18 protein-coding genes are annotated in these 24,739 nt (G+C 59.5%); 9 read left to right on the forward strand and 9 right to left on the reverse strand.

Annotated features, from left to right (window positions below; translation table 11 throughout):
* Window positions 1-6: 6 nt before the first annotated feature.
* Together ACW14G_RS06515 and ACW14G_RS06520 are read left to right on the forward strand one after the other, a co-directional pair.
* Window positions 7-672: an amino acid ABC transporter permease gene (locus tag ACW14G_RS06515; protein ID WP_249022178.1), complete on the forward strand. Its 666-nt coding sequence runs from the start codon at window positions 7-9 to the stop codon at window positions 670-672.
* Window positions 665-1,426, forward strand: coding sequence for an amino acid ABC transporter ATP-binding protein (locus tag ACW14G_RS06520; RefSeq protein ID WP_249022177.1), 762 nt, complete (start codon window positions 665-667; stop codon window positions 1,424-1,426). The genes ACW14G_RS06515 and ACW14G_RS06520 overlap by 8 nt, the downstream gene beginning before the upstream one ends.
* Window positions 1,427-1,645: 219 nt before the next feature.
* Here the strand turns inward: ACW14G_RS06520 and ACW14G_RS06525 are convergent, their stop codons facing one another.
* Window positions 1,646-2,410 (reverse strand): SDR family NAD(P)-dependent oxidoreductase, encoded by a 765-nt coding sequence (locus ACW14G_RS06525; protein ID WP_167576430.1) that lies wholly within the window; start codon window positions 2,408-2,410, stop codon window positions 1,646-1,648.
* Window positions 2,411-2,589: 179 nt separating this feature from the next.
* On the opposite strand from ACW14G_RS06525, the gene ACW14G_RS06530 reads away from it, so the two are divergent.
* A complete protein-coding gene (locus ACW14G_RS06530; protein ID WP_432760013.1) occupies window positions 2,590-3,906 on the forward strand; it encodes an aspartate aminotransferase family protein in 1,317 nt (438 codons plus the stop codon).
* Between the two features lie 78 nt (window positions 3,907-3,984).
* Here the strand turns inward: ACW14G_RS06530 and ACW14G_RS06535 are convergent, their stop codons facing one another.
* From ACW14G_RS06535 to fepA, 3 genes are all read right to left on the reverse strand, one after another.
* Complete coding sequence (locus ACW14G_RS06535; protein WP_223804087.1) at window positions 3,985-5,547, reverse strand: AbgT family transporter; 1,563 nt, start codon at window positions 5,545-5,547, stop codon at window positions 3,985-3,987.
* 192 nt (window positions 5,548-5,739) lie between these two features.
* Window positions 5,740-6,363: an enterobactin synthase subunit EntD gene (gene entD, locus ACW14G_RS06540; protein ID WP_249022175.1), complete on the reverse strand. Its 624-nt coding sequence runs from the start codon at window positions 6,361-6,363 to the stop codon at window positions 5,740-5,742.
* A gap of 49 nt (window positions 6,364-6,412) precedes the next feature.
* Window positions 6,413-8,638 (reverse strand): siderophore enterobactin receptor FepA, encoded by a 2,226-nt coding sequence (fepA, locus tag ACW14G_RS06545; RefSeq protein ID WP_419057475.1) that lies wholly within the window; start codon window positions 8,636-8,638, stop codon window positions 6,413-6,415.
* Window positions 8,639-8,833: 195 nt separating this feature from the next.
* On the opposite strand from fepA, the gene fes reads away from it, so the two are divergent.
* From fes to entF, 3 genes are read left to right on the forward strand one after another with little or no spacing between them, the layout of a single operon-like run.
* The gene (gene fes, locus ACW14G_RS06550) at window positions 8,834-10,039 is read left to right on the forward strand and encodes an enterochelin esterase (RefSeq protein ID WP_249023349.1); all 1,206 of its coding nucleotides are present in this window, start codon (window positions 8,834-8,836) and stop codon (window positions 10,037-10,039) included.
* A 15-nt stretch (window positions 10,040-10,054) separates the two neighbouring features.
* On the forward strand, window positions 10,055-10,273 hold the full coding sequence (locus tag ACW14G_RS06555; protein WP_163447694.1) for an MbtH family protein: 219 nt from the start codon (window positions 10,055-10,057) through the stop codon (window positions 10,271-10,273).
* Window positions 10,270-14,133 carry an enterobactin non-ribosomal peptide synthetase EntF gene (gene entF, locus ACW14G_RS06560; protein WP_249022172.1) on the forward strand — a complete coding sequence of 1,288 codons (3,864 nt, stop codon included), beginning with the start codon at window positions 10,270-10,272 and terminating at the stop codon, window positions 14,131-14,133. Before ACW14G_RS06555 ends, entF begins: the two co-directional genes overlap by 4 nt.
* Window positions 14,134-14,271: 138 nt before the next feature.
* On the opposite strand, the gene fepC is transcribed toward entF, so the two are convergent.
* From fepC to fepD, 3 genes are read right to left on the reverse strand one after another with little or no spacing between them, the layout of a single operon-like run.
* The gene (fepC, locus tag ACW14G_RS06565) at window positions 14,272-15,066 is read right to left on the reverse strand and encodes an iron-enterobactin ABC transporter ATP-binding protein (protein ID WP_065355488.1); all 795 of its coding nucleotides are present in this window, start codon (window positions 15,064-15,066) and stop codon (window positions 14,272-14,274) included.
* Window positions 15,063-16,055 (reverse strand): iron-enterobactin ABC transporter permease, encoded by a 993-nt coding sequence (fepG, locus tag ACW14G_RS06570; protein ID WP_223804091.1) that lies wholly within the window; start codon window positions 16,053-16,055, stop codon window positions 15,063-15,065. The genes fepC and fepG overlap by 4 nt, the downstream gene beginning before the upstream one ends.
* Window positions 16,052-17,059 carry a Fe(3+)-siderophore ABC transporter permease gene (fepD, locus tag ACW14G_RS06575; RefSeq protein WP_249022171.1) on the reverse strand — a complete coding sequence of 336 codons (1,008 nt, stop codon included), beginning with the start codon at window positions 17,057-17,059 and terminating at the stop codon, window positions 16,052-16,054. The genes fepG and fepD overlap by 4 nt, the downstream gene beginning before the upstream one ends.
* A gap of 111 nt (window positions 17,060-17,170) precedes the next feature.
* Between fepD and entS the strand changes: the two genes are divergently transcribed.
* Entirely contained in the window at window positions 17,171-18,412 is a 1,242-nt protein-coding gene (gene entS, locus ACW14G_RS06580; RefSeq protein ID WP_163447689.1) for an enterobactin transporter EntS, read from the forward strand.
* 49 nt (window positions 18,413-18,461) lie between these two features.
* On the opposite strand, the gene ACW14G_RS06585 is transcribed toward entS, so the two are convergent.
* Together ACW14G_RS06585 and fepB are read right to left on the reverse strand one after the other, a co-directional pair.
* The gene (locus ACW14G_RS06585; protein WP_249022170.1) at window positions 18,462-20,570 is read right to left on the reverse strand and encodes a glycosyl hydrolase family 18 protein; all 2,109 of its coding nucleotides are present in this window, start codon (window positions 20,568-20,570) and stop codon (window positions 18,462-18,464) included.
* 161 nt (window positions 20,571-20,731) lie between these two features.
* Complete coding sequence (gene fepB, locus ACW14G_RS06590) at window positions 20,732-21,691, reverse strand: Fe2+-enterobactin ABC transporter substrate-binding protein (RefSeq protein WP_223804095.1); 960 nt, start codon at window positions 21,689-21,691, stop codon at window positions 20,732-20,734.
* A gap of 234 nt (window positions 21,692-21,925) precedes the next feature.
* Here fepB and entC point away from each other — a divergent pair, with 234 nt between their 5' ends.
* Entirely contained in the window at window positions 21,926-23,107 is a 1,182-nt protein-coding gene (entC, locus tag ACW14G_RS06595; protein WP_249022169.1) for an isochorismate synthase EntC, read from the forward strand.
* Between the two features lie 9 nt (window positions 23,108-23,116).
* Complete coding sequence (gene entE / locus ACW14G_RS06600) at window positions 23,117-24,727, forward strand: (2,3-dihydroxybenzoyl)adenylate synthase EntE (protein WP_249022168.1); 1,611 nt, start codon at window positions 23,117-23,119, stop codon at window positions 24,725-24,727.
* Window positions 24,728-24,739 lie beyond the last annotated feature (12 nt).

Here is a 24,739-nt window from a genome sequence, read left to right on the forward strand (position 1 = left end):
GGACTGATGAATCAATGGGCAATTATTTGGGCCGAGCACGACAAGTTTATTACCGGGCTACTGGCGACACTGGAACTGTTTATTATCGCCGCCGTCTGCGGATTATTGATTGGTACCGTCCTGTGCTACGTCACGGAATACCAGAAGCGGGTTTTGAACAACGTTATTATGGGGTTTGTAAACCTGATGCGGGCGATTCCATTCCTGATTCTGGCCTATTTGCTGTACTACGGATTACCAGAACTGGGGTTGAGTCTTGACGCCTGGACGGCAGGGTTAGTGGCATTAATTATCTATCACGGTGCTTATTTCTTTGAGATTCTGCGTAGCCAGAGACGGGTATTTTCCCATGGTTATATTGAAGCCGCCGTGGTGCAAGGGTTCTCTCGCTACACCATTTTTCGTCGCATCGTGATGCCCAATATTTTCTCCTCCGCACTGCCGCTGCTGGGTAATCAGCTCATTATTTGCCTGAAAGATACCGCGTTTCTCAGCATTATTACCGTTCAGGAGATTACCGCTGCCGCCAATAGCGTGCAGGCGACCTATTTTATTCCGTTTAATGCCTTTATTGTGGCCATTGCCCTGTATTGGGCCATCAGTATCGTGCTGGAGCTGCTGGTGAAACGGTTGACTGTTTATAGCGCAAAAAGAGGAATGAGCCATGTCTGATACCACGGCGGTCAGCGTCAAAAATGTCTCCAAACAGTTTGATAACGTCGAGGTGCTGCGCGATATCAATCTGACGGTGGAGAAGGGGACGGTGGTCAGTATTCTCGGCTCGTCCGGTTCGGGGAAATCCACGCTGCTGCGCTGTATGAACTGGCTGGAACAGCCGGACCGCGGTGAAATTCGTATCGGCGGCCAGCGCATCGGCGTGAATGAACAGACCGGGAAAGCGATGTCGCACCGCGATCTGTCGAAGATTCGCGAGCGGGTGGGGATGGTTTTCCAGAGCTTTAACCTGTGGCCGCATCTCACCGTGCAGCAAAACGTGATGGAGGCGCTGCTGCACGTGAAGGGGATGAGGCGCGAGGAAGCGCGCGCGATTGCCGACCAGCAGCTTAAAAAGGTGGGTATGGATCATAAGGCGGATGCCTACCCCATCACGCTCTCCGGTGGGCAGAAACAGCGCGTGGCCATCGCCCGCTCGCTGGCGATGTCGCCGGAGGTGCTGCTGTTTGATGAACCCACTTCAGCGCTGGATCCGGAGCGCGTTAACGAAGTGCTCAGCGTCATGAAGTCGCTGGCGGCGGAAGGTTACACCATGGTGGTGGTGACGCATGAAATGGAGTTTGCGCGTCAGGTATCGAATGAAGTGGTGTTTCTGGAGAAGGGGATATTGATTGAGAAGGCGCCGCCGGAAGTTTTCTTTAGCCAGCCAAAATCGGAGCGTGTGCGGCAATTTTTGCAAAGCAGCCGCTAAACCCTCACCCCGGCCCTCTCCCTGGAAGGGAGAGGGAGAAAACCAGGCCCTTGCAAACCTGCAACTAGCCCATAAACCGCACCGCACAGTCCCCTCTCCCTGGAAGGGAGAGGGAGAAAACCAGGCCCTTGCAAACCCGCAACTAACCCATAAACCGCACCGAACAGTCCCCTCTCCCCATTGGGGAGAGGGTTAGGGTGAGGGGGAACGTGCACCGCGCTAATCCCGGTCAATGGCAAACGGCTGCCAGGCCTGACGCACCGGCATCACCTCCACGCGGTTAATATTCATATGATCCGGCAGCGTCGCGATATACAACATCTGCTCGGCGATATCCAGCGCCGACAGCGGCGTGGTGCCGCGATACAGCGCGTCGGATGCCGCCTGGTCGCCCTTAGTGCGCACCAGCGTAAACTCCGTCTCCGCAATACCCGGCGCCAGATCGGTGACGCGCACGCCGGTGCCTAACAGGTCACAGCGCAGGTTATAGCTGAACTGCTTCACAAACGCCTTGCTGGCGCCATACACATGGCTACCCGGATACGGCCACTGCCCGGCAATCGAACCAATGTTGATAATGCTTGCCCCTGCGCCGTGGCGAACCAGCGTGGGCAGCAGCGCGTGCGTGACGTTGACCAGACCGGTGACATTGGTATCAATCATGGTGTGCCAGTCCGCGAGATCCACCTTCTGCGCGGGCTGCGGCGACAGCGCCAGACCGGCATTGTTGATGAGCGTGGTGACGTCGGCAAATTCGAGCGGCAGGGCGGCGACGGCTGATGCCACCGCCGCGCTATCCCGCACGTCCAGTTCGATAACATGCACTGGCACCCGCGATGCCAGTTCGTTTTGTAGCGCCTGTAACCGCGCCAGTCGGCGGCCGCTTAATACCAGCGCCCAGCCCGCCCGCGCAAACACGTGCGCTGCCGCTTGCCCAAAGCCGGAGGTCGCCCCGGTAATAAACACCACGTTACGTTGTTGCATTGTGCTCTCCTGTGCAGGTTGTTCCGAACACTATAAAAACCCCGGCGCGACCTGCCGAGAGACAGTCGCGGCACGGCGATGTGACACGTTGTCACAGCCGTCGGTCTACACTGGCTCTATCACTTTTTTTTCTGTCGACGACATGATGAATCAACGCCAACGCTATGCGAGGAACGACGATGACAGAGTTAAACAATCAGGCCGTCCGCCAACTGGACAGAGAGTATGTTTTTCATTCCTGGTCAATGCAGGGCAACCTCAACCCGCTGGTGATTGCCGGGGCGAAAGGCTGTGAGTTGTGGGATTACGACGGCAAAACTTATCTGGATTTCAGCAGCCAACTGGTAAACGTTAACTTGGGCTATCAGCACCCCCGCGTGCTGGCGGCGATGAAGGCGCAACTGGAGACGCTGGTGACGATTGCGCCCGCAACCGCCAACCTGGCGCGCGGCGAAGCGGCGAAGCGTATTATTGGCCTCGCGCCGGAAGGGTTTAGCAAAGTGTTCTTTACCAACGCCGGGGCCGACGCTAACGAGAACGCCATCCGCATGGCGCGCATGTATACCGGGCGTGACAAAGTGCTGTCGGCCTACCGCTCCTATCACGGAAACACCGGCAGCGCGATTGCCGCCACCGGCGACTGGCGTCGGGTGCCGAACGAATATTCGCGCGGCCACGTCCACTTCTTTAACCCGTATCTGTACCGCAGCGAATTTAACGCCACCAGCGAGCAGGAAGAGTGCCGCCGCGCGCTGGCCCATCTGCGGCGGATGATCGAGTGCGAAGGCCCATCCTCTATCGCGGCCATTTTGCTGGAGTCGATTCCGGGGACGGCGGGCATTCTGGTGCCGCCGGAAGGCTATATGAAAGGCGTTCGTGCGCTGGCGGACGAGTTCAACATCATCCTGATTCTTGACGAAGTGATGGCGGGATTTGGCCGCACCGGCAGCTGGTTTGCCTTCGAGCAGGACGGCATCGTGCCGGATCTGATCACCTTTGCCAAAGGGGTGAACGCCGGATACGTACCAGCAGGCGGGGTGATCATCAGCGATCGGATCGCCCACTATTTTGACGATCGCTTCTTTGCTGGTGGCTTGACCTACTCCGGCCACCCGCTGGCGATGGCGGCGATCGTGGCGACGCTGGACGCGATGAAAGACGAAGGGATTGTGGAAAACGCGGCGCTGATCGGCAACGGTGTGCTGCGCCAGGGGCTGGAAGCGCTGGCGGAGCGCTCGCCGCTGGTGGGCGACGTTCGCGGTCGTGGCGTCTTCCAGGCGCTGGAACTGGTCAGCGATCGGGTGAAGAAAACGCCGCTGGCGGCGGGGAATATGGCGGAGATTAAAGGTGCGTTAACCGAAGCGGGGCTGCTGAGTTTCGTGGTGGAAAACCGCATTCACGTGGTGCCGCCGTGTACCATCAGCGCTGAACAGGTGAAAAAAGGGCTGGGGATATTGCAGGATGTGCTGGGCCGTTTTGCCCATTTAGCCGTGTAGCCTCGTTCGGGCTACAAGCGGTACCCTCTCCCCATTGGGGAGAGGGTTAGGGTGAGGGGGCAGCGTTGAACCTGATGCTTAACTCGGGCTCCAGGTATATGGCGCCGCGATCCCTAACGGCAGACCCAGTCCCCACCACAGCAGTAGCAGCGCGCTCCACGCCACGAAGAAGGCGATGGAGTACGGCATCATCATCGAGACCAGCGTGCCTACGCCCGCACCTTTCACGTAGCGCTGGCAGTAGATCACAATCAGCGGGAAGAAGACCATCAGCGGGGTAATGATGTTGGTGCAGGAGTCACCGATACGGAACGCCGCCTGCGTCAGCTCCGGCGAAATCCCTACCGCCATCAGCATCGGCACCATAATCGGCGACAGCAGCGCCCATTTTGCCGACGCTGAACCAATCAGCAGGTTAACCACCGCCGTCAGAACAATCATCCCGATGATGGTTGCCTGCCCCGGCAGCGCCAGCGCTTTCAGGCCGTCCGCGCCTACCAACGCCACCAGCGTGCCGATGTTCGAGTCGCTGAATGCTTTGATAAACATGGCGCAGAAGAAGGCCATCACCATGTATGAGCCCATTTTGCTCATCGAGTCGTTCATCGCGCCAATGACGTCTTTGCCGGTTTTAAAGGTGCTGGAGGCAAAGCCGTACACGATACCCGGCAGGATAAAGATCAGGAAAATCAGCGGCACGATAGATTTCATGATCGGCGCGCTATACGAGGTCAGCGAGCCGTCGCTCCCGCGCAGCATTGATCCTTCCGGCCATGCGGCGGCAGCCAGGGCGGCAAGGCCCAGCAGCATCACCAGCGACGCGCGGTTAAAGGCGCGGCTTTCCTGTGGCGTGACGTTGGACATGTCTTCATCGTGCTTAAAGTCGCCGTCAATGGTCATTTTGCTGACGCGCGGTTCGACGATGCGCTCGGTGACCCACCAGCCGACCAGCGTAATGACGATAGACGAGGCGATGCCAAAGATCAGGTTACACAGGGTATTGACGGTGTAGGTGCTGTCGAGCAGTTGGGCCGCGGCCTGAGTAAAGCCTTGCAGCAGCGCGTCGTTACCGGTTGGCACCATGTTGGCGGCGAAACCGCCGGAAACGCCGGAGAATGCGGCGGCAATCCCCACCAGCGGGTGGCGTCCGGCGGACATAAAGATAATTGCCCCCAGCGGGATCACCAGCACATAGCCCGCATCCGCCGCCACGTGGCTGAACATGGCGACGAAAATCAGCATTGGCGTCAGCAGTTTTTTCGGCGTCACGCGCAGCATCTTTTTCAGCGCTACGTTGATAAAGCCGGAGCTTTCCGCCACACCTACGCCGAGCATGGCGACCAGCACAATCCCCAGCGGCGCAAAGCCGGTGAAGGTGGTGACCATATTGGCCAGCGTGTTGGTCAGCGCTTCGGCGGAGAGCAGGTTGTTGACCTTGACGGCTTCCTGGGTCATCGGGTTGATAACGTCAAAGGTCATCATCGACAGCACCGCCGAGAGGCCCATGACCGCCAGTAAAAAGTAGAAAAAGATCAGCGCCGGTTCTGGCAGACGGTTGCCTGCTTTTTCAATGGCATTGAGAAAGCCACTCATCAGTCGGCTTTCGCTCACTTCTTTCCGTGTCCGTGTTTGCGTATTCATTGGATTCCTTAATTTCGCACAATTGTTTCATTGTTTGTGTGAATGTTTCGGGGGAATCATAGGGGTAATTGCGCGAGGAAACTATATGTTTTCAGGTATTAAAACTGATATGTGACCTGTTTATTGATTTTTTGTTTTGTTTATCAGTTTTTATCTGGTTATTGATTCGTTATTTTCGATTTCCGGTCATATTTATCGCTGAGAGAAGAGGGTGATGACTCGTTGCGCATCAACGGCGTGCCAGCGTAGTGACGCAGTGAGGGAAAGGGCGGGAAGCTCAACGGCGAGTGTTTCCGCGTTAAGACTGATGGTAACGGCATCATGAAAACCCTGAAGTTCGGGGCACTGTGAGGAGAACGCTTTGTACAGACTCTCCTTGGCCGAGAACGCCAGCGTCAACGCCAGCGGGAAGGGCAGCGTGCTGTGGCGAAGGACGGCAAGTTCCTCTTCGCTGGCAATATGGCTCGCCAGCTCATCGGCAAGCTGAAGCGAAAAGACCGCTTCAATATCAATACCAACCGGGCTACGAGCGACGATGGCGATGGCCGTGTTACCGCAGTGGCTGATGCTGCCGTACAGACCCTCAGGCCAAATCGGCTGACGGTGCTTGCCGATTCCCGGCACCGATTTTTCACCGAATGCACGCAGCGCGTGCACGGCGGCAATCCGTCCGGCGAGGTGCTCGGTCTGGCGTTTTTTTCCCGAGCGAGCAAGCTTCGCGTGATGGGGCAGCCACAGTAAATCACCAGGGGTGAAGCTGTCGGGGTCAAAATCGATACGCTGTAAGGTATGAAGGGTACTGTGATGTGTCTTCATGCGGCTCCTGAAAAACCCTCTCCCGCGTGGGAGAGGGGAGTGCAAACAATCAGAAGTGGGTGTTAATTCCCATGTACCAGGTGCGGCCGGATTCGTTGTAGGTCTCCGCGCCGGCGCCGTACATATAACCCGTCGCGCCGCCGGTGGTCTGGGCGTTACCCGCACGCCAGTGACGTTTGTCGAAGATGTTGTCCACGCCGCCGGTCAGGCTGACGTATTTATTCACATCCCAGGTCGCGCTCAGGCCAACGATGCTGTATGGGCTGACTTCGTTGGTTTCGCTGCCGGTGACCGGCTGACCTTTGTAGTTATACTTCTTCGGCTGCTGCTTGCCGTACCAGGTAAAGGTCGACTGAACGGACACGTCCTGCTGAATCTGCCAGCTCAGCGTCGAGTTCAGCGTGTATTCCGGGATAATAGACAGACGATCGCCGGTGGTTTTATTTTTGCTTTGCAGCATATAGGTGATGTTGTTGGTCCAGTTCACCGTCTCGCTAACCGGCACGTTTAACGTACCTTCCAGACCTTCCACTACGGCTTTCGGGACGTTTTCCCATTTGTAGACATCGGTGCCTGTGCCGTTGGTGTAAACCGGAGAATAGCCGGCTTCAATCTTGTTGCGATAGTCGTTGCGGAACCAGGTGGCACCAGCCAGCCAACCATCACGTTTGAATTCGAGACCAATTTCTTTGTTGATGCTGGTCTCGGCTTTCAGGTCGTCATTACCCTGCAGATAGCAGCCTGCCTTGCTGGCGTAGCAGCCCTGGCCTTTGCTGTACAGAATGTAGTTCGGGTTTGTCTGATACAGGCTCGGCGCTTTATAGGCACGGGCAATACCCATTTTCAGGGTAAAGTCGTCCAACAGTCCCTGCGACAGGTTCAACGACGGGCTCCAGTTGTCGCCCACGATGCTGTGATGATCGAAGCGCAGCGCCGGGGTCAGCATGGTCGTGTCGGTCAGTTCCATGTTGTTTTCGGCAAACAACGAGAAGATTTTGGCCTCTGAATACGGGCTGCGATCGGTGCTGCTGTAACCCGGAATATCGCCACCCATAAAGGTTTGGGTGTTAGAAGCGTTATCCTTCATACGCTGTTGGTTCCACTCGGTCCCGAGGGTCAGGTTCTGGTTGACCAGGTAATCGAACGGCAGGTTGATTTCGCTGTGCAGCATCACATCCGACAAATCAATGTCAGAGAACTGGTTGCTGCTGAAGATCCCTTCGGTACCCCCGGCCAGACCTTCGCCTTTACGGGAGTTTCGGGTGTGTTCGTACTGCGCCCAGTTGCTGGTCGTAATGCCGTTATCCCAGCCGCCGTTCCAGGTGACGGAGTAGGTATTGCGGTAGAGACGGTTAGTCTCTTTACCGTAGTTCTCTTTTACCAGATCGTTAGTGTTGGTGTTCTGGGTATCGCCCGCGTAGAGGTTCCCCTGACGGCTGTAGCCTGCTTCAAATTCCAGCGACTGCATGGGCGCAAAGTCCCAGCGCACCAGACCGTTAATATTTTTATTTTCAACGCCTTCGCGACCCGCAGGCAGGGTATCCTGATAGATACCGGTACGCTCGGACTGGTGGCCCTGGTTGATATCCCAGGCGTCGGCCTGCGTTTTGTCGAGATTGCCGTACAGACGGAAGCTGAAGGCATCGCCCAGCGGGCCGGTCAGACTGAAGTCGGTACGCTTGGTTGAACCTTCGTCTTTATGCTCCGGCGCATTCATGTAGGCGTTCCAGGAGCCGTGCCATTCATTTTCGGTCTTTTTGGTGATGATATTCACCACGCCGCCCGCCGCGCCGTTGCCATAGCGTGCCGCCGCAGGGCCGCGAATAACATCAATGCGCTCAATCATTTCCGGTGGTACCCAACTGGTATCACCACGGGTATCACGCTCGCCGCGCCAGCCCAGACGGATGGAGTTACGGCTGGTCACCGGCTTACCGTCGACCAGAATCAGGGTGTTTTCCGGGCCCATCCCGCGAATGTCGATCTGACGGTTGTTACCGCGCTGGCCGCTGGTGGAGTTGCCGGTCAGGTTCACGCCAGGCATGGTGCGGATGATCTCAGAAACATCGCGCGCCGGCGGGCGTTTGCGGATTTCATCGGCGGTGATGGTGGAAACGCCCGGCGCCTGCAGGTTCTGCTCGGCGGCGGTTACCACCATGGTTTCGCCGTTGACGTCGGTTTTGCTGCTGTCTGTTTCTGCGGCGAAGGCCGGAGCGGCCATGCCATAGATACCCAAATTGACCAGGAAGGTCAGGGATTTGATTTTATTATTCATTTTGTATCCTGCTTTTCGTCGCCGGGGGCTCGTACAGCTCCGTCCCAAAGGGCAAGCCCCGGCATGGTTATATGCGTAAAGCATGTGAAAGTTGCGCGCCAATACGCTATTGCAAATGCAAATAGTTATCAATAATATTATCAATAAATTTTAGGCTGTAACAATAAATTCCACAATAAACATGGGGTTAACGTGGTGGGGAAGTTAGCGACAGGAAGTGAAGCCTGGTGGGCGACGATAAAAGGGCCACAGTATCAATGTGTTGACGGTGAATGTCAGGTGACGTTCTGGTGGCGCGATCCGGCGGGAAGCGAGGCCACTTCGCCGATTCGGCGGGTGTGGATTTACATTACCGGCGTCACCGATCACCACCACAACTCGGTGCCGCAAACCCTGCGACGCATTGACCACACCGATGCGTGGTGCTGGACTACCTCGCTGCCGTCGACCTGGCGCGGCAGCTACTGCTTCGCGCCGTCAGCGCGCGAAGATGATTTTTCCCCGGATATTTTCACGACACCCGAACCGGACCGCATGCTGCTGCGTGAAGGCTGGCGCAAGGTGCTGCCGCAGGCGATCGCCGACCCGCTTAATCCGCAGAGCTGGAAGGGCGGGCGCGGCCACGCGGTGTCGGCGCTGGAGATGCCGCAGGCGCCGGAGCAGCCTGGCTGGTCAGCGCCCGCCGCGCGCTGGAACCCGCCGCAGTGCATCACCTGGCACAGCGAACGGCTGGGTAACCGGCGCCGGGCATGGATTTTTTCCACCGGCGATGCGGGTAACGAAGAGCGTCCGCTGGCGGTGCTGCTCGACGGCCAGTTCTGGGCTGAAAGTATGCCGGTATGGCCCGCGCTGACCGCGTTAACCGACGAAGGCAAACTGCCTCCGGCGGTGTACCTGTTGATTGATGTCATCGACAACGCCCATCGCAGCATCGAGCTGCCGTGTAACCCTGACTTCTGGCTGGCGGTACAGCAAGAGCTGCTACCGCAGGTGCAGGCGATTGCGCCCTTCAGCGAACGTGCCGATCGCACCGTGGTGGCTGGCCAGAGTTTTGGCGGCCTGTCGGCGCTGTACGCCGCCTTACACTGGCCGGCGCGATTTGGCTGCGTGCTAAGCCAGTCCGGTTCTTACTGGTGGCCGCACCGCGGAGGACACCAGAGCGGCCTGATTCTGCAACAGCTTCAGCGCGGCGAAGTTCAGCCTCAGGGGTTACGCATCGTGCTCGAAGCCGGTGTTCGTGAGCCGCTCATTTTTCGCGCCAATCAGGCGCTTTTTGCCCAATTACAGCACACGCAGCTGCCGATTTTCTGGCGTCAGGTTGACGGCGGACATGATGCGCTTTGCTGGCGCGGCGGGCTGACCGCCGGGCTGATGACCCTATGGGGCCGCGAGCGCGATTAACGACAGGAGTTTGGTATGCAAGTCAGTAACCCCTTCGATGTGGCGCAAGGGCTGTTTTACCTTCTGCAAAACCCGCAGCGACAGTTTAGCCTTTGGCCTCAGCAGTGCACGCTACCCGCGGGCTGGACGGTGGTCTGCCAACCGCAGCCGCTTGAGGCGTGCAACGCCTGGTTAAGCGCGCACTGGACCACGCTAACCCCCGACCATTTTGCCACCACCGGAGGCCGCCCATGAGCCCGCGTTTACCGCTGATTGCCGCCCAGCCGGGTATCTGGATGGCGGAGGCGCTCTCGACGCTGCCAAACGCCTGGGGCGTGGCGCATTACGTTGAATTACAAGGTGAAATAGACGGCGAGCTGCTGGCGCGGGCAATTGCCGCTGGCATGATGCAGGCCGATACGCTGCGTTTGCGCTTTGGCGAAGATAACGGTGAAGTGTGGCAGTGGGTTGACGACAGCCTGGTTATCGCCGAACCGCCGATCGACGATTTACGTACGTTTGACGACCCGCCGCAGGAAGCGCTGACGCGGATGCAGGCCGACCTGGCGCAAAACAGCCGCGTCGACAGCGGCAATCCGCTGTTTTGCCACCGCCTTTACCGGGTGGGCGACAAGCGCTGGTTCTGGTATCAGCGTTATCACCACCTGCTGGTCGACGGTTTCAGCTTCCCGGCCATTACCCGCCAGATAAGCCTCATTTACCAGGCCTGGCAGCGCGGTGACGCGATGCCCGAACCGGCGTTCACGCCGTTTGCGGAAGTGGTGGAGGAATATCAGCGCTATCGCGAGAGCGACGCGTACTTACGTGATAAAACCTTCTGGGCCGAGCAGCGAAAAGCGCTGCCGTCTCCCGCTTCACTCTCACCCGCGCCGCTGCCGGGGCGGGCGCAAAGCAGTGCCATCTGGCGATTAAAGCTGACCGCCGATCGCCGAGCGTTTAGCCGCCTGAGCGCGGCTGAGCCGAACTGCCAGCCAGCCGATCTGGCGCTGGCGCTAACGGCGCTGTGGCTGGGACGTCTGTGCGGGCGCAGTGAATACGCCGCAGGATTTATTTTTATGCGCCGCCTGGGTTCCGCGGCGTTAACTGCCACGGGCCCGGTGCTGAACGTGCTGCCGCTGGCGGTCACCCTCAATGGGCAGGAGACGCTGGCCGAGCTGGCGATACGTCTCTCAGCACAGCTGAAAAAAATGCGTCGCCATCAGCGCTACGACGCCGAGCAGATTGTCCGTGATGCGGGTAAAGCCGCCGGTGATGAAGCGCTGTTCGGCCCGGTATTTAACGTCAAAATGTTCGATTATCGTCTGGCTTTCGACGACGTGACGGCCATCACCCATACGCTGGCGACCGGTCCGGTGAACGATCTTGAGCTGGCGTTGTTCCCGGATGAAGAGGGCGGCCTGACGCTGGAAGTGCTGGCGAATCAGCAACGTTATGATAAAGCGACTTTGCAGCAACATATCGCGCGTTTAACCGCATTATTGCAGCAGTTTGCTGATAATCCAGCCTTAAGCTGTGCCGACGCCGAGCTGCTTTCCGGTAATGAATATCATCGTCTGGCGCAGATTAACGCTACGGGTAAAACGCTACCGCGTGAAACGCTGAGTTCGCTGGTTGCCGCTCAGGCGGCAAAAACGCCGGATGCCGTGGCGCTGGTTGACGCCCATTACCGCTTTACCTACCGCGAAATGCGCCAACAGGTAGTGGCACTGGCAAACGTGTTGCGTCAGCGCGGCGTGAAGCCCGGCGACAGTGTGGCCGTGGCGTTGCCGCGTTCCGTCTTCCTGACGCTGGCGCTGCACGCCATCGTCGAGGCCGGTGCCGCCTGGCTGCCGCTGGACACCGGTTATCCCGACGACCGCCTGCAGATGATGCTGGAAGACGCGCGGCCATCGCTGCTGATCACCGCCGACGATCAGTTACACCGTTTCCCAAATATCTCCAGCCTGTGCCTGAACGCGCCGCTGGCGACGAGCGATGACCAGCCGTTAGCGCTGGCGACGCCGGAACAGACCGCTTATATCATCTTTACCTCCGGCTCGACCGGTCGCCCGAAAGGGGTCATGGTGGGTCATGAGGCGATTGTTAACCGCCTGCTGTGGATGCAGAACCACTATCCGCTGACCGCCGCCGACGTGGTGGCGCAGAAAACGCCGTGCAGTTTTGATGTCTCGGTGTGGGAGTTCTGGTGGCCGTTTATCGCCGGAGCGAGCCTGGTGATGGCCGAGCCGGAGGCGCATCGTGACCCGCTGGCGATGCAGCGCTTCTTTGCGCAATATGGCGTCACCACGACCCACTTCGTGCCGTCGATGCTGGCGGCGTTTGTCGCCTCACTGACGCAGGAAACCGCGGCCAGCTGCTGTTCGCTGCAACGGGTCTTTTGCAGCGGTGAAGCGCTGCCGACCGCGCTGTGCCGGGAATGGGAAGTGCTCACTCACGTGCCGCTGCACAACCTTTATGGGCCGACGGAAGCCGCCGTTGATGTGAGCTGGTACCCGGCCTATGGCGAAGCGCTGGCGGCGGTAACGGGCAACAGCGTGCCGATTGGTTTCCCGGTGTGGAATACCGGGCTGCGCATCCTCGATGCGATGATGCGCCCGGTGCCGTTTGGCGTCGCAGGCGATCTCTATCTCACCGGCATTCAACTGGCGCAGGGCTATCTGGGGCGTCCGGACCTGACCGCCAGCCGCTTTATCGCCGACCCGTTTGCTCCCGGCGAGCGTATGTATCGCACCGGCGATGTGGCGCGTTGGCTGGATAGCGGTGCGGTGGAGTATTTAGGCCGCAGCGACGATCAGCTGAAAATTCGCGGCCAGCGCATTGAGCTGGGTGAAATCGATCGGGTGATGCAGACGCTGGAAGACGTGGAGCACGCGGTCACTCACGCCTGCGTTATTAACCAGGCCGCTGCCACCGGCGGCGATGCGCGTCAACTGGTGGGCTATGTGGTCTCGACTTCGGGTCTGCCGCTGGATACCGATGCGCTGCTGGCGCAATTGCGCGATCGTCTGCCGCCGCATATGGTGCCGGTGGTGTTGCTGCAGCTTAGCGCGCTGCCGCTCAGCGCCAACGGTAAGTTGGATCGCAAGGCGCTGCCGTTGCCGTCGCTGACGCAGAAAACCGCCGGGCGTGCGCCGCAGTCGGCGACAGAGACGCAGGTGGCCGAGGCGTTCAGCCAGCTGTTAGGCTGCGAAATTCTGGATATCGACGCCGATTTCTTCGTCCTCGGCGGACACTCGCTGCTGGCGATGCGCCTGGCGGCAATACTCAGCCAGCGTAGCGGGCGTCAGGTGACGCCGGGGCAGGTGATGGTCTCCTCGACGGTGGCTAAACTGAGTGCGTTGCTGGAGAGCGACGATGAGGAGCAGGTAATGCGTCTGGGCTATGAGCCGCTGCTGCCGCTGCGCACTGGCGACGGTCCGACGTTGTACTGCTTCCATCCTGCATCGGGCTTCGCCTGGCAGTTCAGCGTGCTGTCGCGCTATCTGTCGCCGCGCTGGTCAATCACCGGCATTCAGTCGCCGCGCCCGGAAGGGCCAATGCAAACGGCGCAGACGCTGGACGAAGTCTGCGAGCAGCATCTGGCGACGCTTTTGGCGCAGCAGCCACACGGGCCGTACTATCTGCTGGGCTATTCCCTCGGTGGGACGCTGGCGCAGGGCATCGCCGCCCGGTTACGCCAGCGCGGTGAAACGGTGGCGTTCCTCGGCCTGCTGGATACCTGGCCGCCGGAGACACAAAACTGGGCGGAAAAAGAGGCTAACGGCCTCGACCCGGCTGTATTGGCGGAGATAAACCGCGAACGCGAAGCATTTCTCGCCGCGCAGCAGGGGCAAGGGTCCAGCGCGCTGTTCAGCGCGATTGAAGGCAACTATGCCGATGCGGTACGGCTGCTGACCACCGCGCACAGCGCCACGTTCGACGGGAAAGCGACGCTGTTTGTGGCGGAGAAAACCCGGCAGGCGGACCCGCAGACGGCATGGGGGCCATGGGTGGGGGAACTGGAGGTTTACAGCCAGGACTGCGCGCACGTGGATATCATCACGCCCGCGGCGTTTGAGACGATAGGGCCGGTGATCCGGGAGATATTGGGGTAGGGATTCGGTTTTTCTCTGTCCGGAAAGCGCGTTCGGTTTGATCCCCTCGCCCCTTTGGGGAGAGGGTTAGGGTGAGGGGAAATGTGCGCGATGTACCCTCACCCCGGCCCTCTCCCTGAAAGGGAGAGGGAGTAAGCGCTACCGCCGCCCCAGCGGCACCACCAGCGGCGTATGGGCCACAGGATCGTCAATGATCATGCAGCGTAGCCCGTACACCGCTTCAATCAATTCCGCCGTCACAATTTCTTGCGGCGCGCCTTCGGCGACGATTTTCCCTTCGCGCAGCGCAATCAGGTGCGTAGCGTAGCGGCATGCCTGGTTTAAATCATGCAGCACGGCAGCGAGCGTAAAACCGCGTTCGCGGTTTAGCTCGCTTAACAGTTCCAGCAAATCAATCTGATGGCTGATATCCAGCCAGGTGGTCGGCTCGTCGAGCAGCATAATCGCGGTATCCTGCGCCAGCACCATCGCAATCCATGCACGCTGACGCTGGCCGCCGGAGAGGGTGTCCACGCTCTGATTCGCCAGTTCAACGATCCCGGTCGCCTGCATCGCGCGCTGGACGGCATCCTCATCTTCCTGCCGCCAGCGGGTAAATAGCGGCTGGTGCGGATAGCGCCCTCGCGCTACCAGTTCCTGTACTGAAATATCGCTGGGCGTGGTGGCGTTTTGCGCCAGCAGACCGATACGTCGCGCCACCTCTTTACTGGCATAGCGCTGAATCTCTTCGCCGTCGAGATAGACGTGACCGTGAGTCGGCGTCATCAGGCGGCTGAGCGTGCGCAGCAGCGTCGATTTACCGCAGCCGTTAGGGCCGATAATGGCGGTGAAATGACCGTCCGGAATGGTGACATTCAGCGACTCGGCGATGGTTTTTTTACCGTAGGCGAGGGTTAACGCCTCGCCGCGCAAACGGGCGACGGTATCGGTCATTTTTTACGAGACTCCTGAATAAGCAGCACGATGAGATAGATACCGCCAAGACTGACGGTCACCACGCCCACCTGAAGCTGGTAAGGCAAGAACAGTTGTTGTGCGCAGAAATCGGCGGCGGTGAGCAGCAGCGCCCCACAGAGCGCGGCTTGGGTCAATCCCCAGCGCACGGTGCCGCTCAGGCGGCGGGCGATATGCGGAGCGACCAGCGCAATAAAGGAAATCGGCCCGGCCAGCGCGGTGGCGGCGGCGGTGAGCACCACGGCGACCAGCATCAGCAGCAGGCGAGAATATTCGACACGCACCCCCAACGCGCAGGCGCTGTCATCGCCCATCTCCAGCAGACGCAGGCGGCGCACCAGCAGTGCCGCACAGGCCAGCGCGACAATCATCAGCGGTGCGGCGGGCCAGATTTTGGCCCAGGTCAGGCCGTTGAGCGACCCGGCAAACCACAGCCCCGCAGAGACGGCGGTTTCCAGCGAGGCGCGCAGCAGCAGCCAGGTGTTGAAGGCCATCAGCATCGCGCGGATGCCGATGCCGATAATAATCAGGCGGAAGGTTTCGATACCATTGCGCCACGCCAGCGCCCACACCAGCAGCGAGGTGGCAATGCCGCCTGCCATCGCGGCGAGAGTAATGGTGGTCAGGTTCTGGCCGAAGAAGACCAGCGCTACCAGTACGCCGCTCCATGCCCCGGTGTTAAAGCCCATCACGTCCGGGCTACCCAGCGGGTTACGCATCAACGACTGAAAAATCGCGCCGCTGACGCCCAGCGCGGCGCCGATCAACAGCGCCATCAGCACCCGTGGCAGACGCCATTCGGTCACCACCATGGCGACGGCGCGCGGCGCGTCGCCGAATAACGCGCTGAAGACCTGGGAAAATTCCAGCGTCACTGCGCCGCTGCGTAGACTCAGGAGCGTTAGCAGTAAACAGCCAATGACCAGCAGCAGGCAGCTGGCGAGCAGACGACGGGAAGGGGCGTTCATCGGCCACCTCCGGAAGATTTACGGCGGACGAGGAAAATCAGCACCGGCGCGCCGATAAAAGCGCTGACCACCGACACGCGCAGTTCGCCGGGAACCAGCAGGCGGCCCGCAATATCGGCGAACAGCAGCAGCGACGGGGTTGCCAGCAGGGTGACCGGCAGCGACCAGCGGTGATCCGAGCCCACCAGCCAGCGGGCGATATGCGGCATCATCAGACCGATAAAGGCGATAGGGCCGACCACCGAGGTCGCGCTGGCGCAGAGGATGGTAATCACCAGCAGCCCCAGAATTTGCGTGCGCGCCACTTTACTGCCGAGCGCGGTGGCGGTATCGGTGCCCAGGCTCAAACTGTTCAGCGAGCGGCTCATCATCAGCGCCACCGCGCCGGCAACCAGCACCGGAATCAGCACCGTTTTGAGCGTTTGCAGCGTACGGATATCCAGTGAACCGGCCTGCCAGAAGCGAAGTTGATCGTAGACGTCCTGGTTGAGCAGGGCGATACCGCTGGAGAACCCTTCCAGCACCGCAGCCAGCGCAACGCCCGCCAGCGTTAAGCGTACCGGGCTGAGCTGGCCGCCGCCCTGGCTACCGGTGAACGCCACGATCAGTGACGCCACCAGCGCGCCGCAAAAGGCCATCGCCAGCTGTTCCTGTGGCGAGGTAATACCCAACAGCGCCGCGCCCAGCACGATGGCAAAGCTGGCGCCGGCGTTAACGCCAAGAATGCCGGGGTCGGCCAGCGGGTTGCGGGTGAGGGTTTGCATGAGCGCGCCGGCAAGGCCCAGCGCGCCACCGGCCAGCAGGCCAGCGAGGGTGCGCGGCAGACGGGCATCGAGAACGATAGTGCAATCGGCGCTGTGGCAGGTGCCGCTCAGCGCATCGACGACAACGGAAACCGGCAGTGGCGTCGCGCCGATCAACAAGCTTAGCGTCGCAGCGAGAACCAGCAGCAATAGCAGACCGGGCAGCGCAACGGCGCGCAACGCGGCGGTGGAAAACGACATAGCAACATCCCTGATTTGATAATGATAGTGATTATCGTTATCTATCTTATTCGTTTATGTTAGCATGAGCGACCTCGAAAAGGGTACGAAAAAAAAGCTCAAGGTCTTGTAATGAACCGACAATCCTGGCTGCTGAATCTGAGCCTGCTAAAAACACATCCGGCCTTCCGCGCCGTCTTTATTGCCCGCTTTATCTCCATTTTGTCGCTTGGCCTGCTTGGGGTCGCCGTTCCGGTGCAAATCCAGATGATGACCCACTCCACCTGGCAGGTGGGGCTGTCGGTGACGCTCACCGGCGGGGCGATGTTCGTTGGGCTGATGGTGGGGGGCGTGCTGGCTGACCGCTATGAGCGCCGCAAACTGATTTTGCTGGCGCGCGGCACCTGCGGCGTCGGTTTTATCGGCCTGTGGCTAAACGCGCTGCTGCCGGAGCCGTCGCTATTGGCTATCTACCTGCTGGGGCTGTGGGATGGTTTCTTTGCCTCGCTTGGCGTTACGGCGCTGCTGGCGGCGACGCCGGCGCTGGTGGGGCGCGAAAACCTGATGCAGGCCGGGGCGATTACCATGCTGACGGTGCGCTTGGGCTCGGTGATTTCACCGATGGTCGGCGGCCTGCTGCTGGCTTCCGGCGGCGTGTCGTGGAACTACCTGCTGGCGGCGCTCGGCACCTTTATCACCACGCTGACGCTGCTGCGTTTACCGCAGTTGCCACCGCCACCGCAACCGCGCGAACATCCATTGTCATCGCTGGCGGCCGGGTTCCGCTTCTTGCTCGGTAGCCCGCTGATTGGCGGCATCGCGCTGCTGGGCGGGTTGCTCACCATGGCGAGCGCGGTACGCGTGCTTTATCCGGCGCTGGCGCTGGGCTGGCAGATGTCGGCAGCGCAGATTGGCTTGTTGTACGCGGCGATCCCGCTGGGGGCGGCCTTCGGCGCGTTAACCAGCGGCAGGCTGGCGCAGAACGAGCGACCCGGCTGGATCATGCTGTTGGCTACCGTCGGCGCATTTGTCGCCATTGGCCTGTTCGCCATGATGCCGCACTGGACGCTGGGCTTCGTGTGCCTGGCGTTGTTCGGCTGGCTGAGCGCGATCAGCTCGCTGCTGCAATATACCTTGATTCAGACCCAGACGCCGGAGGCGATGCTGGGGCGGATTAACGGGCTGTGGACTGCGCAGAACGTCACTGGCGACGCGATTGGCGCGGCGCTGCTCGGTGGGTTGGGGGCAGTGTTGACGCCGGTGGCGTCGGCAAGCGTAAGCGGCTGGGGGCTGGCGATTGTTGGGGTGATGCTACTGGGATTGTTGAGGGAACTGCGTTGTTTCCAGCGACCACTCCCGGCAGAAAAAACATAAGCGTAAAGGCTCCGGATTGCTCCGGAGCCCGCTATCATGCTGGTTAGCGTTAATAAGCGCCAAGGTCGATCCAGACGTCGCCCTGCGAACAGTTAAGATCCGGCTGCTGACCGCAGCACCACCACTTGACCTGATAGTTATGTCCTTTCCAGCTCACGGTTTCGAAAGCGCCCCAGGTTGCGCCATAAATGGTACTGGCGTCCCACCACGGGTACGGCGCATTTTCATCGGCATCGATCTTCTCTTCCGGCGTCTCGTCCGTCTCCGCGTTATCATCGTCAGAATCGTACCCGGCATCGTCCTCTTCTTCTTCGTCAGGCTGTGCTTTTGACGGCGCGGGAACGACCGAGAGGACAAAGCGCTGCTGGCTGGATGGTTCGCCCCAGATATCACGCACAAACAGCGTGAAGGTGTATGTTGTCTCCGTTTCCACGTTGGGGACATCAAACTCAATGTCAGCCGTAGTTTTATCATCGACAACAATATCCGACGGTACACCCCAGCTGTAGCTCAGCATGTCGCTATCTTCATCAGAGGATTTTGCGCCGGAGAGACGAATGCGCGAGCCGCCGACGATCATCAGTTCAATCAGCGCGTTTGGCGCATGGTTGATTTCCGGTTTTACCGGTGTGTCCTGCGCTTCTTCATCCGCTTGAGTGATGTTGATGCCTTCGAAATAGAACGGTTCCATGTCGATGACTTGCTTGCTGATTTCATAACCCAGACCTTCGCGTACAGCGTTAACCAGCACGCCGTTATCATGGTCCACCGTCCAGGTAAAGACGCCGCCTAGTCCCAAATTTGCCGCATATTCGCCCTTGGCTTTAATGGTGCGCGGGGTATCCAAAGACATAAACAGTTTGGACTGCGGGTTATACAGATAATCCGCGTTGGAAACCTGGTCGGTATAGACGTTGAAGCCGTTGCGACCTTTCTGGTTTTCCAGATCCAGGTAGTTGTACATCACGTCGTACCATTCGCTGGTGCCGGACTCAAAGGTGCCGGTCGTGGTGCCGCCGCCAGGCATGTAGGAGCCTTCCAGCGGTGAGAAACTGGTGATTTCGGTATTCCGGCTGTTTCGGGTGTAGCCTGCGTAGCCAATGTTGATACGTTCAGCCGGGAAGCCTTGCTCCAGCAGATAGTCAACGATGGTTTCCACTGACCAGCCGCCCGGCGTGGTGGCCTTCAGGTTAGTGTGGTGCGCCAGCGTTTCCGCCCACGGGGTGCCGAAGAAGTCGTAGCTCATGACGTTAATGTAATCCATACCGGCATTCATCATCGTGTTGAGGTCGATAAACTGCAGTTTTTCAATGACGGCGGAAGCCGCAATCGAAATTTTGACGTCTTTGCGGTTAGCGGCATCCAGCTGCTTGCGAACTTCGGCAATCAGCAGCGCAAAGTTCGCGCCGTCTTCTTCGCCGTACGGGTTGCCAGCCGCTTCAACGTTCGGGTATTCCCAGTCGAGATCGACGCCGCTGAACATCGGGAACTGCTTGAACAGCTTCACCAGACCTTTGGCGAAGATTTTACGCGAGGCATCGCTGGCGGCGGTTTCATGGAAGCCGTTGCTCATGGTCCAGCCGCCGATGCTCATGGAGAGCTCAAGGTTATGGCCCAGCGATTTTGCTTTGGCCTGCAGATCGCGCAGCGCGCCGAGGAAGCCTTTGGTATTAGCCTGGGTCACGGTTTTCGGGTCAACATCCCAACCGCTCACATCATAGCCCACGTTGATGTAGCTCTGGAAATCGCCCCATGGGTCGAGGAAGGTCGGTTCGTATTTCACTTTGCCGCACAGTTCCGCGGCTTCCGCCACGACATCACGCTCCTGACCGTCCATTTTATGAAAACCGACGATACCGACAAAACCCGCGATGATTTTGTCATAGGCCAGCGGGGAGACGTTGGTGACATCATAGCCACGGCCGCGCTCCAGGGGCGTATCAATTGACTGCAGACGAGAATCATACTGAGACCAGTCGGTGAAGTAGCCGAAGACTTTCGGTTTGGCCGCGTTGGCGCTGTATTCGTTGTAGACCGGTTTGGCCACACGCGCGGAGGTGTAGCTCAGCATGCTGTCTTCGGTTGCGGGGTTAAAACCATCGGCCGCATTACTGGTTTCGGTCAGTGTATCGTTTTGGATCAATTTACTCTTCGCCATGTTCATCTCCTCTCGGTGTAAAGGCGTCGCCGTAAGTGGCGTGAGCAAATAATCCGGTAGCGTAATGACAATGGCTAATCACAACACAACATCAGGAGCGATGAGGTTTGGCGTGATGTTGATGAGGTAAAATCCGGCATCGGATGATGCCGGAGTGGCGTTTAGCCAAACAGCGCCGCCAGGCGTGCTAACACCCGCGTTGCACTGTAGTAATCAAGGCGGAACGTCTCGCTGCCCAGCGCATAAACGTGTTTATTTTTGACGGCCGGAAGATGCGCCAGCAGCGGGTTGGCGTAAATCGCGTCGGCGTCTTTCTCGTCACCGGCAAACAGGAACAGGCTTTCGCCGTTCAGGCCGGAAGCCAGGCTCTCACCGCCAAGCTGGATGATGTCGTGGCGTTTACCCTGACTCTGGCTGGCATGCAGACCAGGCGGCAATGTCGCGAGGGTAAAGCCAAGCTGCTGCAGGAACTGCCCCTGTGCGGATTCGCTGGTCCACAGGTTAGCGCTATGGGCTGCTGCGGTGTACACCAGCGCGCTGACCGGCTGCGGCGGCAGTTTAATTTGCTGCTTCACCGTCGCCAGCTGTTTATCAAATTCGGCAATACGCGCCGCCGCCTGCTGCTCGTTGCCGGTAATCCCGCCCAGTTGGGTCAGCAGCGCCTGCCAGCTTTTATCGTCGTAGTTGATGATAAGCGTGGGAGCGATGGTGGAGAGCTGATCGTACAGCGCCAGCGCCGAGTCGCCGCCGGTGGCGCTAATCAGAATCAAATCTGGCATCTGCGCAGCCACCGCTTCAGCGCTGGGTTCACCGATATACAGGCGGGTCACTTTACGGGCTTTGGCGACGTCGCCCCATTGGCGCAGGAAACCCTGAGCATCGGCTACCCGGTTATTGGGGGTGGTGGCGCCGCTGGCGATCACCGGCGCGTCAATGGCCAGCAGCGAGCCGGTGAGGGTGACGCTGGTGGATACAATACGCGTGGGTTTTTGTTCCAGCGTGTGTACGCCATGGCTGTCGGTGACCTGGCGCGGCCAGTCGGCGGCCTGCGCTGAGGAGAGTCCTAAAACGCTGAAGCCAGCGATCAGCGCGGCGGTGCGCCATAAAGCGGAGAGTTTCACAGAAATGCATCCCGGTTGCAGTTAGTTAATGCTTCTCATTTTCAACTATTGTCCGCCCCGGATGCAAGCCCGGCGCTGAACTGTTGCAAGCGCCATATTGGGGCGGCGACATCGCGATTAAGCACAAGATGCTGCGTTGCGCTGTTGACATATGAAGCGTTTACTTTTAGGTTACCAAACCAAAATATAAATGATAATTATTCGTAATATCTTTATCGTTTTTTGGAGGATGATATGGAAACGTCACTGACTGCGGATGAACAAGAACAGCAGCATCGGGCCACGCTTTCGGCCGACCGCTTTTTCTTTATGTCGCCGTTCCGCAGTTTTACGACCTCGGGTTGCTTCCAGCGCTTTACCTGCCCCGCAGAAGGGGGCGATGCGCCCGATAGCGCCTTTCAGCAAGGTTTAGCCTCGGCGTTCGCCGCAGCCAAAGCCGCCGGGATCGCCAATCCGGTGATGGTGGGGGCGATTCCGTTTGATACCCGCCAGCCGTCTGCGTTGTTCATTCCTGAGCGCTGTGAGTCCTTCTCACGCACCGTAAAACAGCACACCTCGCGCTACCACGCGTCTCGCGAACCGATGCGGGTGACCGAGCGTCAGGAAATTCCGCAACACCCCGTTTTCCTCGATATGGTTGCCCGCGCGGCGGCGCTGACGGCGACCCCGCAGGTCGATAAGGTGGTGCTCTCCCGGCTGATTGATATTACCGCCGGGCAGTCGCTGGACAGCGGCGTGCTGCTGGAACGACTGGTCGCGCAAAACCCGGCAAGCTTTAACTTCCATGTCCCGCTGCCGGACGGTGGGGTGCTGCTGGGGGCGAGCCCGGAACTGCTACTGCGTAAAGAGGGCGATCGTTTCAGTTCGCTGCCGCTGGCTGGATCGGCGCGTCGTCAGCCGGATGACCTGCTGGATCGTGAAGCGGGTAACCGTCTGCTGGCATCGGAAAAAGACCGCCATGAACACGAGCTGGTGACCCAGTCGATGCAACGTACGCTGGCGCCGCGCAGCCTGCAACTGACGTTGCCGCAGACGCCGCAGCTGATTACCACGCCAACGCTGTGGCATCTGGCGACGCCGATTGAAGGGCAGGCGAAAGCGGCGGAAAACGCCCTGACGCTGGCTTGCCTGCTGCACCCGACGCCAGCGTTGAGCGGTTTCCCGCATCAGGCGGCGAAACAGGTGATTGCTGAACTGGAACCGTTTGACCGCGAGCTGTTTGGCGGCATTGTGGGCTGGTGTGATGCCGAAGGGAACGGCGAGTGGGTGGTGACGATTCGCTGCGCGCGCGTGAAGGCCAATCGCGTGCGCCTGTTCGCCGGCGCGGGCATCGTGCCCGCTTCATCGCCGGAGTCCGAATGGCGCGAAACCGGCGTCAAACTCTCGACCATGCTGAACGTGTTCGGCCTGCATTAAGGAATCAGAATGACCGTAGAATTTACCCGCTGGCCGGATGCGCTTGCGGCGCGCTATCGTGAAAAAGGCTACTGGCAGGATCTGCTGCTCACCGACATGGTGACGCGTCATGCCGAAAGTGATGCGATTGCGGTTATCGACGGCGAACGTCAGATAAGCTATCGCGCGCTGAATCAGGCCATCGACAATCTGGCCGCGACGCTGCAAAGCCAGGGGCTGAAGCGCGGTGAAACGGCGCTGGTGCAGCTGGGCAATATCGTCGAGTTTTATATCACCTTATTTGCATTGTTGAAGATTGGCGTTGCGCCAGTTAACGCGCTGTTCAGCCATCAGCGTAGTGAGCTGAATGCCTACGCCGAGCAGATATCCCCCGCAGCCCTGATTGCCGATCGCGGTCACGCGCTGTTTGCTGATGAGACCTTCCTCAATCATTTCTGCGCGCAGCACCGTGCTTTACGCGTCGTACTGCTACGCAATGGTGAAGGGGAACACGCGCTGGAAGCGGCGATAGCTCGCCCGGCGATGGGCTTCACGCCGACGCCGACCGCCGCGGATGAGGTGGCCTTTTTTCAGCTTTCCGGCGGCAGTACCGGCACGCCGAAGCTTATCCCTCGCACCCATAACGACTATTACTACAGTATTCGCCGCAGTAATGAAGTGTGTCGCTTTGATGCGGCGACGCGCTATCTGTGTGCTATTCCGTCGGCGCACAACTACGCCATGAGTTCACCAGGCGCGCTGGGCGTGTTCCTGGCGGGAGGAACGGTGGTGCTGGCGGCGGACCCGAGCGCGACGCTGTGCTTCCCGCTGATAGAAAAACACCAGGTGAACGTCGCGGCGCTGGTACCCCCGGCGGTCAGCCTGTGGCTACAGGCGATTGCCGAGGGGGCCGGTAACGCTCAGCTACGTTCGCTGACGTTGCTGCAGGTGGGCGGCGCACGCCTGTCCGCCACGCTGGCTGCGCGGATTCCGGCAGAGATTGGCTGCCAGCTCCAGCAGGTTTTCGGCATGGCGGAAGGGCTGGTGAACTACACCCGTCTTGATGATACGCCAGAAAAAATCCTCAACACTCAGGGGTACCCGATGTGCCCTGACGATGAAGTGTGGGTGGCGGACGAAGAGGGTAACCCGCTGCCTCGCGGTGAAGTGGGGCGCCTGATGACGCGCGGCCCTTACACCTTCCGCGGCTACTACAAAAGTCCTCAGCATAACGCCAGCGCGTTTGATGCTGACGGTTTCTACTGTTCCGGCGACCTGATCTCGATTGATGAGGAGGGTTACATCACCGTGCAGGGGCGTGAAAAAGATCAGATTAACCGCGGCGGCGAGAAGATTGCCGCGGAAGAGATTGAAAACCTGCTGCTGCGTCATGAGGCGGTGGTCCATGCGGCGCTGGTCAGCATGGAAGACACCCTGCTGGGCGAGAAAAGCTGCGCGTATCTGGTGGTGAAAGAACCGCTGCGCGCGGTGCAGGTCCGTCGCTTCCTGCGTGAACAGGGCGTGGCTGAATTTAAGCTGCCGGATCGCGTGGAGTGCGTGGATGAACTGCCGCTGACCCACGTCGGCAAAGTGGATAAAAAACAATTGCGTCAGTGGCTGGCCAGCCGCTCACAGGCCTGAAGGAGAGAACAA

This window comes from Kluyvera sp. (assembly GCF_965301105.1).